This is a genomic window from Pontibacter fetidus, assembly GCF_010119545.1.
GTDB classification, from domain to species: Bacteria; Bacteroidota; Bacteroidia; order Cytophagales; family Hymenobacteraceae; genus Pontibacter; species Pontibacter fetidus.
In genome coordinates this window covers 153288-169484 of sequence record NZ_JAAEAA010000003.1, presented here as the reverse complement: position 1 = coordinate 169484, position 16197 = coordinate 153288, and the positions used below count along the sequence as shown (strand labels likewise).

Below are 16197 nucleotides of genomic sequence, written 5' to 3'. Positions count from 1 at the left end.
CTAAACTGAAACAGAACAGAAAGGTTTTCGGGATTTATAGTTTCCCAAATACCCCCTGGTAAATTGGTTTGCGCATGCCAAATGCCGCCACCATGAAAGGGTAAAGCACCAAATCTAACACCTTATTACCTGAACTATAGTTTATAATGTCGTGGATTATAGTGCCTGTGCTGTTAGCAGTAACCAGGTGTTTATGGTGCCATAGTTTGAGCGGAGACGGAAGGATCTGGCCTTCATCTATGAACCAGGCTTCTCTTTCAGTTATAGTTCGCTCGGTTATCATGCTGGTCCAACGGAAAGATTTTATGCCTGTCTGCAACTCCACTTCCACCACATCGCCGGGCTCCGAGCCATCAAACCGTATCAGTTTCAGTTTTGGGTAAGGCGGCGCCAGTTTCCGGAATAGCTGCTCATCAAAAGCCTCAAACACCTGCCTATAGTTTTGCGCAACGTTGGTTTTAAGATGGATCTGCATTTGGTGCTGGCTGATTGCTGGTTATCAATCGCTTATCTGTCATTTCGAGTGCTGCGATAAATGTAATTAGAATTCTGAATAGATATCTCCTGACCTAGACATGACAAATGACGGTATTTGATGATTAACTACCTGCAACTATAAAAGTTATAGTTAACTCAAACAAAAAGGCCGCTGCATTTATAGTTGCAGCGGCCTTTTTGTTTATCAGATCATCAATTTAACTGAGCAGGTTATCAATATCTTCTCTGGTCAGGCTCTTGATCACGTTTTCATCGGTGCTGATGAGGTCGTTTACCAGTTGCAGTTTGCGGTTTTGCAGGGCCAGAATTTTTTCTTCTACCGAGTTTTTGGTGATGAATTTATAAGTAAATACCGTGTTCTGCTGCCCGATACGGTGTGCCCTGTCAACGGCTTGCGCCTCTACAGCCGGGTTCCACCAAGGGTCAAGTATAAACACATAGTCGGCAGCTGTCAGGTTTAGGCCCACACCACCTGCTTTCAGCGATATCAGGAATACCTGTATAGTTTCATCGTTCTGGAATAGCGCAACCTGTTCCTGCCTGTTGCGGGTGTTACCATCCAGGTAAGCATAGGTTATACCGCGTTCATCCAGGGCAGTGCGCACAATCTCCAGGTGCCTCACAAACTGGCTGAATATCAAAACTTTATGCCCTTTACCAACTACATTCTTTGTCATACGCAACACCTCCTTTATCTTGCCAGACTCTCCCTCATAGTTCGGGTCAGCCATCAGGGGGTGATTCGCGATCTGGCGCAGCTTCATCAAACCCTGTAAGAGCATAAACTGTGTATTGGCTGGGCCGTTCTCTTCCAGGTTGGTCAGTATCTTGTTGCGGTAATAAGACTTTGTTTCTTCGTAAGCATGTTCCTGCTCTTCCGTCATTTTACAGAAGGTAGTATGCTCAATCTTTTCAGGCAATTCTTTTGCTACCTGCGATTTATGCCTGCGAAGTATAAATGGCTTGATAAGTGCGTGTAGTTTGCGGGTTTTCTGCTCGTCTTTATTTTTCTCTATCGGCTTCAAAAACTCCTTCCGGAAGAAATGCTGGTTACCCAACAAGCCAGGGTTAATGAACGACATCTGCGACCAGAGGTCCATGGTGCTGTTCTCAACAGGCGTGCCGGTAAGTATCAACCGGTGTTTCGATTTAAGCGAGCGAACTGCTTTAGACGTTGTCGAATCCGGGTTTTTAATGGCCTGCGACTCATCCAGGATAATATAATCGAAGTAATATTGTTTCAGTAACTCTGCATCAAGGCGCACAATGCCATACGATGTAAGCACCACATCATAGTCCTGGAACTGCGCCATATCTTTGTTGCGGTACGTGCCGGTATAGCTCAGCACGCGCAAATCCGGTGTAAATTTCTGCGCCTCGGACAGCCAGTTATAGATAAGCGAGGTAGGCATTACCAGTAAGGTAGCCGACTCAGCGCCATGTTCTTTGCGGTGTTGCAGCATGGCCAGCGTTTGCACTGTTTTACCCAAACCCATGTCATCGGCAAGGCAGCCACCAAACTTATAGTTCTGCACAAAATGCAGCCAGTTGTAGCCAGCTTTCTGGTAAGGGCGCAGCTCGCCTTTAAATCCTGCTGGCAATGGGTGGTCTTCTATGGTTTCGAACTCGCGTAGCTTTTCCAGCTTGCGGCTCATAGTTACCGTAGCCAGATTGCCATTATAAAGGTCGTTTACCAAAGCCATGTGGTGCTTGCGCAGTGTCAGTTGGTCTTCGCCTTCCGAAAAAGCAAACAACTCAATATACTGCGTAAACCACTCATCCGGAATAATGGCGACCTGCCCGTTTGGCAACAGGAACTCGTTATTTTTGGTGAGGATATTATTCTTCAGCTTTATAAACGGAATCTCGAACTCCCCAAACCGCACAATGCCGTAAATATCGAACCAGTCGTTTTTCTCGGTTATGCCTACTTCCACGGCCACATCGCCGATAAAGTAATTTTTACCGCTTACATCAGACTGCTTTATCGTATAGCCTTTCTCTTCCAGCTCAGTAATATGAGTGCCTAACCACGCAAAGGCAGCGCCTTTTTCCAGCACTGTTTTGCCACTCTTCAGCTCCAGGCCACGCGCATTAAGCTCTTTGCAAAGCTCTTTCTCGCGCACGGCATCGCGCACCAGCCTATGGAAAACATAGTTACCAGCCGTTTTTTCGAGGCTTACACTTATCTTTTTATTTTCAGCAGCCTGCACTTCCTGGTCGCCATACTTGTAGCTTAGCTCAAACAGTATCTTATCAGGCTCGCGGTCTATTTTGGTATCAGGTTGGGTTCGGGCAAGCAGGCCGGGTACGTTGGCCGCTTTTATAGTTGAGAAAACTAATTGCGGTGTAGGGCTATACTTTTCCTTCCTGATCTCGAAAGCAGTGGCATAAACATCAAACGACTCCAGCAGTGGGGCAACAAACTTGCTAAAATAATTATCCTCTATAGTTTGCGGTATAATGATCTGCCGCTTATTCAGGAAAGGCTGTAGCTTTTTCCCATCAATAGGTTTCTCGAAACTATAAATCACGCCATTCAGCATCAGCCACGCAGGCTCATAACAGATCAGGGCGGCGTTCTTAAACATGAACTCCAGCTTTTGGCCGGCATACTTTATAGTTGGGAAGTAATGCGTGTTGCCATCCTGCTGCCGGTGGAAGTGGAACAGCACCGATGCTTTTTCGGGGGCAATAGAAACTTTGCGCCAGGTAGGTTCGCCATCTTTGCCCATAATAAAGGTCTGCTTGGTACGCAGCAGCTCCAGTATTTTGCCCATGCGCCCTTGTATGTAGTGGCTTATAGTTTCCTGCAGAGCTTTATCTCCTTTTTCAGGGTCGTATACTTTCAAAAAGAAATCTACGGGAGACATTTTTTTAGGCGAAAACCGCTTAAGCACGGCGTCCTGCTGAATCTGGTCAATCAGTGGCATCAACTTAAAGTCATCTGCATCGAGGCGGGAGGCAAATTCTGAAGCGTTTTTAGCTGATATGTTCTGGTGCTGTAAAGTAAGCTGCCCACGCGAGTTTATCTGCACCACAAAAGACTCGAACAAATAGCCCAGGTACTCGTGTTCGAAAAGGGAATAAACTACCTGAAAAGGCTGCGTGGTAAAAACTTTCATTACAGATTCTATTTCGGGCCACGAATCTATCCATTTTAAAGGTCATAACCTATCAAAATCGGGCTTTTCAGGGGCCAGAAAGCAATTTTTCAGTCAATAACCTGAAGTATCAGGCTAATGTTTAAAAATTGCCTGCCGCCAGGGCAGTAACTATAGTAAAGTAAGTGGGGTGGGGTTAAATATTTTCGGTAACAGACATAGCAGCAGCTTTGCGTGCCGGCCTGATAGAAACCAGCAGCGTAATCACAACTATAGCTACACCGGTAAATACAAAGTCCTGTATTTCCATTTTAATAGGATAGGCCTCAACCAGCGACGTCGCCATCCCCATTGATATCACACCAAATGTCTGCTGCAGATTGCAGATCAACATACCCATCGACAGCCCATAAGCCGCACCGATAAAAGCCACCAAGGCGCCTTCCATTAAGAAGATGTTCCGGATAGTGGTAGCCGTTGCACCCATAGAGGCAAGTATAGCAATGTCTTTCTTCTTATCTATCACGAGCATCGAAAGGGAGAAGAAAATGTTAAGCGAGGCAATGAAAAGTATGAAAGCAAACGTCACGAATACAAAAAGCTTTTCTACTTTAACAGCCCGCAGCAAACTGGTATGTTGTTCGTCGCTGTTCTGTATCCTGAACTTTTCGCCCAGTAGCTTCTGTAATGCTTGTTTTACCTGCTCTATGCGGTAGCCATCCTCTACTTTAATCTCAAGGGCGGTACGCTTGCGGCCATACTCCAGCAACTCGGCAGCATAGTTTAGGGGCACAAATACATAGGCATCGTCGTACTGGCGCTCAATGGCAAACACCCCACCCGGCAATATAGGAATGCTGTTAAAGGCCCCTTCGGGGTTCATGGGGTTAAACTTAGTGTTGCGCGGGTATAAAAACTGCATCGGCACAAACTGGCTGCCCGGTTTTATAGATAACTGGAATTGCACCCCACGGCCCACCAAAGCATAGTAGGTGTCGTCTTTTATCAGGTGGTAATCACCTTCAACTATAGAAGTATCTATATCGTTCTGCTGAAAGAAATTCTCGCTTACGCCTTTTATTTTCACCACCATCTGGCGGTCGTTGTAACGCAGCAGGGCATTATCTTCAATCACTTCCGAAACCACCGCCACGCCCGGCATCCGGCGTATTCGGTTCATAAACTCGGTGTCTGTTTCAAAAGCCTTGCCTTCAACTATAGTTATCTTCAGGTCAGGGTCAAAACTGGAGTATATTTTCCGGATGAGATCCTCGAGCCCGTTAAAAACAGACAGAACTATAATAAGCGCCATAGAGCCCACAGCTACGCCTATCATCGCAATATTAGATATAATGCTGATGATGTTCCGCTTCTTTTTAGAGAAGAAGTAGCGCTTTGCTATGAGAAAAGGGACGTTCATTTAGTTAACTATGGTTAAATGGTTAAACTGTTAAATTGCTCTTTCTAATATTCCCGATCAACAATTTAACAATCAGCCATTCAACAATTAAATCTATTTCCAGGCTTTTACTATAAGGCCGGTACCAGATGCATGGGTATTATTCACATCCAACCAGTTAAGTACCAGGCTGAACGGGAACGTAACAAGATAGTAAAACGGCAGCAGGATAAAGAACAATTTCGAGGTGTTCAGCATCAGCATCGGGTACTTCATCGATAACCTCCAGGAAATCTGTCCTGGCTTGCCATACGAGTAACGTGCTTCCATTTTACTGAAACCTGCCGTGCGTAGTTTATCCTGTATTTCGTTTATGTTGTAGCCATCGCGCACGTGTTCTTCTATAAAAGATGTTTCATCGTCGCCGTGCACATCCGAGCCACCCTGGTCCGATGGTGTAGAGATCAGCAGCATGCCGCCCGGCTTTAGCGAACTATAGAAGTTTTTGAACACATCCACATCTTCCAGGATATGCTCCATCACGTCTACCGAAAGGATCAGATTGTAGCTCTCGGGCTGGCGGAAGTGCACTAAATCAGCGATCTTGAACAGCACATTCTGGCGGCCAAGCGCGCGCATAAACTGGTTGTTATCCGACACCTGCTCTTCTTTTACATCTACAGCCAGTATGTTCCACTTCGGGCTCATGCTGGATAAATGGTACGTATACTGCCCGAAGCCGGCACCGGCATCTAAAATGTTTTGCTCCTGATTACGGCGGTTCCCGGCCCACTGGCGCAGCTCTTTGTGCACATGCCAGGTACGCAGCAGCAATAAATCTAACAGGTTAAAAAATACACGACGCAGGAACGGAGTTTTGTTGAAAACATCTCCAAGCACCCGCTTTATTGGGTCGTAATGCATAAGGGTGAGTAGGAACTATAGCTGTTATTTGTCGTTATCGATGTCCTCGATATAGTCGTCTGTATTGTAGTCTTTATCTGCTGGCGGAATCTCGATTCCAGTGAAAAGCTTATCAATGTTTGCAGCATAATCGGCGCTGTCATCCAAATAAAATACCAGTTCCGGTATAACCCTTACCTGGCTTTTAATGCGCTGTGCCAGAAAATGGCGAATTGTTTTGGTGTTCACGCGCAGCTCCTGCAGCAGTTCCTCCTTGTTAGGTGCCAGCATTACACTTAAATAAATGCGTGCCAGGCCCAGGTCAGGAGATACCCGAACGGTACTTACAGAGATGTAGGCACCGCCAAAAAGGTGCGTGGTCTCTCTCTGAAAGATTTCCGCCATCTCTTTTTGTATCAGGCGTGAGAATTTCTGTTGTCTTTTACTTTCCATACGAAGATGCAAATATCATATTAATTTCGCATTTTTACCCCAAAAGCGCCTTATTCATTTCGGGCGCACAGGTTTATAGTTCTCTCTAACTCTCTCTTTCCTTGGTTAGTTACTTCAGAAGCGTACGACTTTCCCGACTTTCATCGCTGGTTTTCCTGTTTCTGGCTATTCAGTTGCCTTTATACCTGTTGCTTACATCTGGCACGGTACAGGAGCTTTTATACATGCTGATAGGCGAGCGCATGGCTGACGGGTATACCATGTACCAGCAGATTTACGATAACACGGCGCCGCTTTCTGCCATGGTTTACTGGCTTATAGACCTGATAACGGGACGATCTGTGTTAGCTTACCGTATAGTTGCGCTTACGTTAGTGTTGGTGCAGGCCCTAACTTTTAACTTTATACTTAACCGCCACCAGGTTTTTGCCACCCGCACGTATATACCAGCCCTGCTATACCTGGTTCTCGGAAGTATAACTTATGAGTTCGGGATGCTGACACCACTGCTTATAGGCCATACTTTTGTTATACTTTCGTTGCCGTATCTGATTACAGTTTCAAGAGAGGGGATTGAGAGTAACCGGCTTTTTGTGGGCGGATTTATACTTGGCCTGGCCGCTTTGTGTTATTTGCCGCTTGGCTTATACCTGGCAGTTGGTGTTTTTGCGGTGCTGCTTTTTGCCTCTAATACCTTCCGGAGTATACTGCTCATGCTTTGCGGGTTCTTGTTTCCGTATGCCGTGCTGCTTACTTTTTATTTTTACACCGGCACCCTGGATGAGTTTGCCACCATGCACTTGCTGCGCCCCTGGCAGTTTAAAGTTGCCTTAGCCTTGCCACCCGCTGATCTGGCCAAGTTAATGGCGTTACCTTTAATCGTTCTTCTGTTTGCCGTTTTATCAAGCTTATCGCTGCCGCAGCGATTGGTGTTCCAGGTTAAATTCCAGCAGGTAATGTGGATCTGGCTCTTGGTCAGTATCATCCTCATCATTACCCGCGATGAGATCTCAGCCAACACGTTTTTACTGCTGCTACCTGCTATTGCTTATTTTGGGGAGTATTTGTTCAGCATCAGCGTGAAGAAGTGGATGCTTAGCGTCGCTTTTGTGTTACTTTTAGTGGGCACGCTGCTTATTCGCTACCGCGACCTGTTTGGGATCAGCAACCTGCTGCAGCTTTCCGATTCGCAGTTACTGACCGAAACCTCTTTACCTGAAGCACCAAAAGGTCAATCTGTACTTGTATTAGGAAACCAGACCAAGTATTACCTTCAAAATAAACCAGCCACTCCATACCTGAACTGGCAACTGGCGCAACAAGACTTTGGTAACCTCAACGAATATGACGCGGTGTATAATATCTACCTTAACCTGAAAGTAGAAATGCCAGCTTACATTATAGATGAGGCTGGGTTAATGAAAGAGCTGAAGTATAAAATTCCAGCTGTTTTCGGCAGGTATAACCCTACCGCACAGCCTAACATTTATGAGCTAAAACAATAATTGCCGCTGCTTAGCAGTCGGCAATCTTGTTTACTCTGTTCTGGTGTCGGCCACCTTCAAATGCTGTACTCAGGAAAACCCTTACCATTTCTTCGGCTTCCTCTTCCGAAACAAAACGGGCCGGTATGCATAGTACGTTTGCATCGTTGTGCTCCCGCGAAAGTTTAGCTAACTCGGGCTTCCAGCAAAGGGCGGCTCTTATTTGTTTGTACTTATTAGCCGTCATGGCTACTCCGTTACCACTTCCGCAAATAAGTATCCCATAATCCGCTTCTTTATTAACTATAGCTTTTGCTAAAGGATGCACATGGTCCGGGTAATCAACAGACGCCTCAGAACCTGGTCCAAAATCCTGCACCTGGTGTCCAAGCTCAGTCAGCAGTTTAATCAGCATCTTTTTGTAAGTATAGCCAGCATGGTCGCCACCTATTGCTATAATATAAGCCATCAGATCGTATTGTTTTCGTTCAGTTTCTTTAAATCACTTTTCCGGATATAGCGCGACACCAATATACTTGCTTCATAAAGCATTACCAGTGGTATAGATATCAGCAGTTGGCTGACAACATCCGGAGGGGTAATAATAGCGCCTACAACCAATATTACGATAATAGCATGCCTGCGGTATAGTTTCATTACTTCCGGCGACAACAGGCCCGCTTTTGTAAAGAAGAATACTATAACCGGCATCTGGAACATCAGCGCACAAGAAAGGCAAAGTGTTGTGAGCGTAGAAACATAGGAGTTCAGGTCAAACTCGTTTACAATAGATGGGTCTACCTGATACCCTGCCAGGAAATTGATAGATATGGGCGACACCACAAAGTATCCGAACAGCAAACCTAATATGAATAAAACGGATACAAAGAAAACTGCACCGCGCGAGTTATTTCGCTCCTGTTGATATAACCCCGGACTTACAAATCGCCATATTTCCCAGAAAGCATATGGGAAAGCACAAGCCAATCCTATTACCCCCGAAACAAGCATGTGCATGGACAGCTGCCCACTCATTTGCCTGCTTTGCAACGTAAAGCCTATCTCGTCTATACAAAATGCATCCATGCCAAGCGACTGGCCAAACTCACACAGCAGTCTATAGCTTAAAAAGTCTGTGCGGGCAGGGGCCAGTATAATGTCATGAAAGACAATATCTTTGGCTAGAAAAGCAATAATCGAAAATACTACAATAGAGGCGACCGCTCTTATAAGATGCCATCTCAACTCTTCGAGATGGTCCACAAAGGACATCTCTTTCGGTTCCTCATCCAGGAATTGTTGATCCATCAATTAGAATCCAGTAATTAGTAAGCGAACAGCGGGTATTGCTGCATCCAGTTATTTACTTCGTTGCGAACAGCGGTAAGCTTCGACTCATTTTCATGGTTCATCAGCACATCGTCTATCAGCTCAACTATACGCATCATGTCATTCTCTTTTAAACCACGCGTAGTTATAGCAGCCGTACCAACACGCATGCCAGACGTTACAAACGGAGATTTGTCATCAAACGGCACCATGTTTTTGTTAATCGTGATATCCGCTTTAACCAATGTGTTCTCTGCTAGTTTACCGGTTAAGCCTTTTGAGCGAAGATCGATCAGCATCATGTGGTTATCAGTACCGCCAGATATGATATTATAGCCACGCTCTACAAATGCTTTTGCCATAGCCTGTGCGTTTTGCTGCACCTGCTTCACATAACCTAAATAGTCATCAGACAGAGCTTCAAAATATGCTACTGCTTTAGCTGCAATCACATGCTCTAATGGCCCGCCTTGTGTACCCGGAAATACAGCACCATCCAATAACGATGACATCATGCGTGTTTCGCCTTTCGGAGTTTTTAAGCCAAATGGGTTCTCGAAGTCTTTCCCCATCATAATCATACCGCCACGTGGGCCACGCAATGTTTTGTGGGTAGTAGTTGTAACAATATGGCAATGCTCAAACGGGTTATTCAGCAAACCTTTTGCTATCAGGCCTGATGGGTGCGAGATATCGGCTAGCAACAGGGCTCCTACTTCGTCTGCAGCGGCACGCAGTTTTTTATAGTCCCAATCGCGGCTATAAGCAGAAGCACCACAGATTATCAGTTTTGGTTTTTCTCTTCTGGCAGTTTCTACAACTTTGTCAAAATCGATCAGGCCTGTTTCCTGCTCTACACCATAGAAAGAAGGCTGGTATAGTTTACCAGAGAAGTTAACCGGGGAACCATGTGTTAAATGACCACCATGCGACAAGTCGAAACCAAGAATTTTATCGCCGGGCTGCAAAACAGCCAGCATAACAGCTGCATTTGCCTGCGCCCCTGAGTGAGGCTGTACGTTTACCCACTCAACTCCAAATAACTCCTTTGCTCTGTCAATAGCCAATTGCTCTGACTGATCTACTATTTCACAGCCGCCATAGTACCGTTTGCCAGGCAGGCCTTCCGCATACTTGTTGGTCATTTCGCTGCCCATAGCACGCATTACCTGTTCCGAAACAAAGTTCTCAGAGGCAATAAGCTCTATACCATGTATTTGGCGGGCTTTTTCTTTAGCAATAAGGTCGAATATAGCGGTGTCTTTCTGCATCGTTTTAGTGGAATTATGATCATTCAAAATTAAAGCATGCCCCGCAATAAACCAATGATTAAGAACTTTATATACGCTGCGAGTAAAGCAATCGGATTTAATCGCTTTATAAATCGGGTATTCTATACGTTGATTGCCCTAAAACAAAAAACCAGGCACTTCTAAGGTACCTGGCTTTCTTGTTATGTAGTTGTTTTTACTTCTTTTCTATTCTTACTGATTCTCGTTTTCCATCGTGTTCCACTGTTACAATATAAACACTAGGCATAAGTTTGTTATACTTAGACAACTGCACTGCATTCTCTCCCCCATGCACATCAATTTGCTCAAAGTAGACTTGCTTACCAGTAACTGAAGTAACTCTTATAATTGCCTTGCCCTCAATCTCAGCAGTAAAGTAAATTTTAGAATCTTCGGTTATCGGGTTCGGTGCTACTTCCATCTGTTTTACAATACCAGAAGGCTTAACCGAAACTACTTTACTATACTTTGGAGTACCGTCTAAATCTACTTGCTTCAAACGGTAATATTCAGTTGCACCATTGCTGTTATAATAAGTAGAGAAGCTATAGTTCGTTGTAGTAAAGCTAGTGCCTACTTTACTCTTAACAGTATCTATTTTTCTGAAGTTACTTGAAGAACCACCTGCTTTCTCTATTTCAAAATGAGAGTTGTCTCTTTCAGATGCGGTGGTCCAGTTTAAGTTAACCTGACCATTTTTCAAGTTAGCTGTAAATGCTACGAGCTCTACTGGGAGAGGAGAAATAGCATTACCTCTAATATTAAGAGATTTAGAAGCTGTTGATCCTTGCTGGTGTAAGATCACATCAGTGTTTTCTCCAGCAATTGCTGCCGTATACTTTACAAAAATAGATGTAGCATTTAACTTGTTGTTGCTAACCGTATTTAATGTAACAGATTTACCAAACCCTGAACCTGCATTTGTAGAAATAGTATAAGGGCTCGATACGCCTAAGTTGATAGTTACAGATTCTCCATTCTTAAGACCTAAGCCACTTACTTGGTATTCTTTAACCTGTGTACTGCCAACTGGAATGTCTGCAAAGTTGATTTCACTTGCAGTAAGAAAAATGGCAGGTGCGGTAACAGTAAACTGTCCTACACCCACATTACCTGTGGAGGAAAATATTGTTATATAGCCAGATGATGCATTGGCAGGTATATTAAACTTTATTTCTGTATCAGTTAACGAACTAAATGCGCTAGCCAATATTGATATACTTCCCAGATATAATCTACTTACTCCTGTGAAATTACTACCCTTTATTGTTACCTCAGTGCCTACAGGGCCTAAAGCCGGAGAATAAGAATTTACCATCGGCGCCCCTGTAACGGTGAAAATATTACTACTAGTACTCCCCCCCTTGCTAGATGATAATTTTATGGCACCTGTAGAAGCAGCTGCAGGAACAATCGCTTTTATTTCAGTACTGTTAACTATATTGAAACTAGTTACTAGTGCTCCACCCACATAAATACTGGAAACCTCAGCAAGGTTTGTACCTAGAATCGTTACTTCTGCACCTACAGGCCCAGAAGATGGATTAAATGATGTTATAGTTGGTGTGCCTGTAACAGTAAACTGTCCTACACCCACATTACCTGTGGAGGAAAATATTGTTATATAGCCAGATGATGCATTGGCAGGTATATTAAACTTTATTTCTGTATCAGTTAACGAACTAAATGCGCTAGCCAATATTGATATACTTCCCAGATATAATCTACTTACTCCTGTGAAATTACTACCCTTTATTGTTACCTCAGTGCCTACAGGGCCTAAAGCCGGAGAATAAGAATTTACCACCGGCGCCCCTATAACAGTAAAGTAGGTCGAGGAGTAAGCTATACCGTTTGGCGCTTGCACCTGCACTGTTCCTGTAGAAGCTGTGGTTGGTACTGTTGCTATTATTTCTGTGTCGCTAACTACTGTAAAGCTGGTAGCAGAACCGCCGACATGAACCTTACTAGTTCCAGTAAATTTTTGCCCTATAATTGTGATCTCTGTTCCAACTTGGCCTGATGCAGGAGTAAAAGATGTAATTACAGGTACTCCTGTTATATTAAAGATTCCAGAACTGTATGCATAACCCTGAGCAGACTGTATTTGAATCTTTCCTATAGAAGCTGTTGAAGGCACGTTAAGGCGTAACTGCGTGCTGCTTTCAACAGTAAAAGTTGAAACAAGACCATTGCCTACATAAATTTGGCTAATTCCTGCAAAATTAGTACCGGTAATTACCACCTCTGTTCCGATAGGACCCGAAGAAGGAGAAAAAGATGTAATAATAGGGGCATTGACTAATGTAAAACTTGAAGAATTGTTACTAGATCCCTGACTTGAACTTAGTCTTATACTTCCGTTTGAAGCTGAAGACGGAACTGTAACTTTGATTTCAGAATCACTAATTTTAGTGAAGTTTGTCGTAGATCCACTACCAATTGAAACTGCCATTACTGTTGAAAAATTCGAACCTGTAATGGTTACTTCTGTTCCTACCGGACCAGAGGAAGGTGTAATAGAAGTGATTGCTGGTGCATTAACTACTGAGTAGGTTCCTGAACCTGTGCCAGAACCTTGATTAGAGCTAACACGAACTACACCGCTGGAAGCTGAAGCTGGAACTTTGACTTTTATTTCAGAATCACTAACGATCGTAAAATCATAAGTAGAACCTGAGCCTATTACTACTGTATGAGCTTCTGTGAAACCAGAACCAGTTATAGTAATCTCCGTTCCTACTGGCCCTGATAATGGTGTAAAAGAAGTAACAGTTTGTGCATATGAGCTTACGCCTGCAACAAACATTAATAAGACTGTAATAAGCAGCGTTCTTACCAGCGGTGAGTTAAAAGGGTGAGTGTAGAAACGTGCCATAGCTTGAAAATTGTAGCAAGTATTAATTTATTGTCAGTTAGCCTCTTATGATCGGATAATTATTTGCAAAATAAGATAATTTATTCCTTATCATTGCAAGTCTTTATAACTATTTTTTTATACAAACCACCCCCATAGCGACAAAGTATAATATTTAATATATATTATACAGCATATTATATAACAGCTATATTAGCCACTAATAAAAGACTACATAATACTGTGTATCAAACCATTAACTATTAAAATAAAATCTTTTAGCTGTCTTACTTTAGCTCCTAGAAAAGAAGTAAAAAAAAATATCTCACAACATGAAACATAAAAAGTACAAAAAAAAATCTTAATATGAATTTTGAATATAGAATTGTAGTATAGAAAGTTTATGCAATTCTAAATAGCAAGAGATTATACCCAATTGTAGGTATGCCTTCTTAGAATGAGTGAACATAAATCATGAAATTTAGCTATGGTAGAAGTGCACTACCTGGAAAAACTATTGCATAGCCTAGCTTTTCCTGCGGACAGGATATGGGCGATCTATATTGGGCTGTGAGAATAACTCCTGTGTATCTAAATCAAGTGCTACTAGGTTACCAAAGCTCGCATTTTTATAATATACACAACCAGCATCCAGGTTCAAAGCATAATCATTATGCGCGACTGCCTTTTTGATACTATGCAAAGCAATTGGTGTGTGACCATGTACTAACCTCTTGTTATTTACTTTGGCCGGATCAGGTTTAAAGCCTCGTATATTCAGCATGGCTTCTTTATCTTTAAAAATATCTGTTTGCTTAAAATCGAAGCCTGCATGTACTAAGAAATAATCTGATAGCTCAAGGTAATAGGGAAGGTTTTTCAGGAAAGCTACATATTTGGGAGAGAGGTGTTCGAATGTTCGTATTCCGAAGCTTTGCAGAGCTAATTCTTTTTCTGAGGGGGAGAGGTTCAAGGCTGCTTCTCCTTTGGTAGCAGCCTTCAAGAGCATTTGGTCGTGATTGCCACGAAGGCACTGCACATTATAGTTCTGTTTTTGTAGATGAACTATAAAATCAATAACGCCTTTGCTGTCGGGGCCTTTATTTACCAGGTCGCCAAGAATATACAACTCGTCTTTTTTCTGTAGCTTAAGTTGCTCCAGCACCAATGCTTTCAGTGTTTGAGCGCAACCGTGTATATCAGTTAGGGCGTAACGGGCCATCAGAAACTTATAAGGTTAAGTATAGCAAATGTATCATAAAAATAGCACCTGTTGTGGGCAGGTGCTATTTTTATGCATATCAGTTATGCTTAGTTATACTTTCCTTTATCCAGGTCAGGCTTGTTTGTATTACGGTTGTCGTTGTTTTTAAGTACGTTACCTGTCTGAGCTGCTTTTTCATCTGCTCCTTCGGTGTACTTATTTTTTAACTTATCGTCTGTCTGTCCAGTTGGTTTTACGCCTGCTTTGTCCTGGCCTTTGCCTGCCGGGTTACCTTTGTTTTCACCGCTTGGTTTGGTGTGCTTATATGATGGCATCTTGTCCTCCTTCTTTAAATTTAAAATTGCTCGCCACTTCTATTCGGCAAGTATAAATCTATCCCTAGATCAGGTTCCTCTTCCTTCGTCTTCGGTGCGCATGTTATCTGGTGGTGGTGTTCCGTCGTCAGCGAAGTCGTTAACCCCTGTGGCAGATGGACCTTCGGAAGCGGTATCGCTACCAAAACCTTCTTTGCCATCGCGGTTACCAAAGCCACCTCGCTGGTGCTCATTCTTTGGCGGATCTGCACCTGGTATAATGTGCCCTGCGCGCATCTCCAGTTCGCTTGTATCGTCTTCTATTACCCGCACCGGGCGGTTATGCCCAACATCTTTCTGCGAGTTTTTATCTTCTTTATTATCAGCCATAATCAATCAAATTTATGTGTCTTAGGTATTCTTTAGCATAACTCTTTTTACTCCATTTCTATAGTTATGGTTGAGTAAAATCTACGAGCCTACCTGCTCGCCACCATTAACGTGAATTATTTGCCCGGTAATATAAGAGCCATCTTCAGAGGCCAGTAACACATAGGCGGGAGCTACTTCAGAAGGCTGACCAGGGCGCTTAAGTGGTACATTTTGGCCAAATTCTTTTACTTCCTTGGCATCAAAAGAGGCTGGTATGAGTGGGGTCCAGATAGGGCCGGGAGCTACGCCGTTTACACGTATCTTTTTCTCGGCCAGGTTAGCGGATAATGATCTTGTAAAGGCCGTAATGGCTCCTTTGGTAGAGGCATAATCCATGAGGTGATGGCTGCCACGGTAAGAGGTAACTGAGGTAGTATTGATAATGGCGCTGCCTTCTTTCATGTGTCCCAAAGCAGCTTTGGTGAAATAGAACATCGAGAATATATTGGTCTGGAATGTTTTCTCCAGCTGTGCTTTTGTAATATCCTGCAGCTCGGATTGCTCGTGTTGCTCGGCGGCATTGTTAACCAGTACATCCAGTTTGCCCAGCTTTTTTATAGTTTGGTCAACCGCTTTCTGGCAAAACTTTTCATTCCCGATATCACCTGAAATCAACAGGCATTTTCTTCCTTCCTGTTCCACCAGTTCTTTTGTGTCTTCAGCATCTTGATCTTCGTTCAGGTACACTATAGCTATGTCGGCTCCTTCTCGTGCAAAGTGTACAGCTACCGCCCGGCCAATACCGCTATCGCCGCCGGTTATAAGGGCTACTTTATCTTTAAGCTTGTCGCTGCCTTTATAGTTGTCCCGGATAAATTCGGGCTGCGGGGTCATTTTATGCTCTTTGCCGGGCTGGGTTTTCTGCTTTTGTGCCGGCAGCTTTTTCGGTTTGTTTTCCATAGTTTTAGTAGCTTTAACAAAGTATAGA

The 16197-nt window shown here is 43.6% G+C and carries 14 protein-coding genes; 1 reads left to right on the top strand and 13 read right to left on the bottom strand.

Annotation, left to right across the window (positions count from 1 at the left end):
- Positions 1-34 precede the first annotated feature (34 nt).
- From GWO68_RS03195 to rbfA, 5 genes are all read right to left on the bottom strand, one after another.
- The gene (locus GWO68_RS03195) at positions 35-475 is read right to left on the bottom strand and encodes an SRPBCC family protein (RefSeq protein ID WP_162344963.1); all 441 of its coding nucleotides are present in this window, start codon (positions 473-475) and stop codon (positions 35-37) included.
- A gap of 220 nt (positions 476-695) precedes the next feature.
- Positions 696-3623, bottom strand: coding sequence for a DEAD/DEAH box helicase (locus GWO68_RS03190; RefSeq protein ID WP_162344962.1), 2928 nt, complete (start codon positions 3621-3623; stop codon positions 696-698).
- Positions 3624-3798: 175 nt separating this feature from the next.
- Complete coding sequence (locus GWO68_RS03185) at positions 3799-5022, bottom strand: ABC transporter permease (RefSeq protein ID WP_162344961.1); 1224 nt, start codon at positions 5020-5022, stop codon at positions 3799-3801.
- 93 nt (positions 5023-5115) lie between these two features.
- The gene (locus GWO68_RS03180; RefSeq protein ID WP_162344960.1) at positions 5116-5925 is read right to left on the bottom strand and encodes a class I SAM-dependent methyltransferase; all 810 of its coding nucleotides are present in this window, start codon (positions 5923-5925) and stop codon (positions 5116-5118) included.
- 24 nt (positions 5926-5949) lie between these two features.
- Positions 5950-6357 carry a 30S ribosome-binding factor RbfA gene (rbfA, locus tag GWO68_RS03175; protein ID WP_162344959.1) on the bottom strand — a complete coding sequence of 136 codons (408 nt, stop codon included), beginning with the start codon at positions 6355-6357 and terminating at the stop codon, positions 5950-5952.
- Between the two features lie 101 nt (positions 6358-6458).
- Between rbfA and GWO68_RS03170 the strand changes: the two genes are divergently transcribed.
- On the top strand, positions 6459-7862 hold the full coding sequence (locus tag GWO68_RS03170; protein ID WP_162344958.1) for a hypothetical protein: 1404 nt from the start codon (positions 6459-6461) through the stop codon (positions 7860-7862).
- Between the two features lie 10 nt (positions 7863-7872).
- Here the strand turns inward: GWO68_RS03170 and rpiB are convergent, their stop codons facing one another.
- The 8 genes from rpiB to GWO68_RS03130 form a co-directional block, all read right to left on the bottom strand.
- Positions 7873-8310 carry a ribose 5-phosphate isomerase B gene (rpiB, locus tag GWO68_RS03165; protein ID WP_162344957.1) on the bottom strand — a complete coding sequence of 146 codons (438 nt, stop codon included), beginning with the start codon at positions 8308-8310 and terminating at the stop codon, positions 7873-7875.
- Positions 8310-9149, bottom strand: a complete 840-nt coding sequence (gene tatC, locus GWO68_RS03160) for a twin-arginine translocase subunit TatC (protein WP_162344956.1) — start codon at positions 9147-9149, stop codon at positions 8310-8312. The genes rpiB and tatC overlap by 1 nt, the downstream gene beginning before the upstream one ends.
- Positions 9150-9166: 17 nt before the next feature.
- Positions 9167-10441: a serine hydroxymethyltransferase gene (locus tag GWO68_RS03155; RefSeq protein WP_162344955.1), complete on the bottom strand. Its 1275-nt coding sequence runs from the start codon at positions 10439-10441 to the stop codon at positions 9167-9169.
- 196 nt (positions 10442-10637) lie between these two features.
- On the bottom strand, positions 10638-13340 hold the full coding sequence (locus GWO68_RS03150; RefSeq protein WP_162344954.1) for an IPT/TIG domain-containing protein: 2703 nt from the start codon (positions 13338-13340) through the stop codon (positions 10638-10640).
- Between the two features lie 505 nt (positions 13341-13845).
- The gene (locus tag GWO68_RS03145) at positions 13846-14541 is read right to left on the bottom strand and encodes a metallophosphoesterase family protein (RefSeq protein WP_162344953.1); all 696 of its coding nucleotides are present in this window, start codon (positions 14539-14541) and stop codon (positions 13846-13848) included.
- Positions 14542-14630: 89 nt separating this feature from the next.
- Positions 14631-14858 (bottom strand): hypothetical protein, encoded by a 228-nt coding sequence (locus tag GWO68_RS03140; RefSeq protein ID WP_162344952.1) that lies wholly within the window; start codon positions 14856-14858, stop codon positions 14631-14633.
- Positions 14859-14927: 69 nt separating this feature from the next.
- Positions 14928-15227, bottom strand: coding sequence for a hypothetical protein (locus tag GWO68_RS03135; protein ID WP_162344951.1), 300 nt, complete (start codon positions 15225-15227; stop codon positions 14928-14930).
- 81 nt (positions 15228-15308) lie between these two features.
- On the bottom strand, positions 15309-16169 hold the full coding sequence (locus GWO68_RS03130; RefSeq protein ID WP_162344950.1) for an SDR family oxidoreductase: 861 nt from the start codon (positions 16167-16169) through the stop codon (positions 15309-15311).
- Positions 16170-16197: the final 28 nt, after the last annotated feature.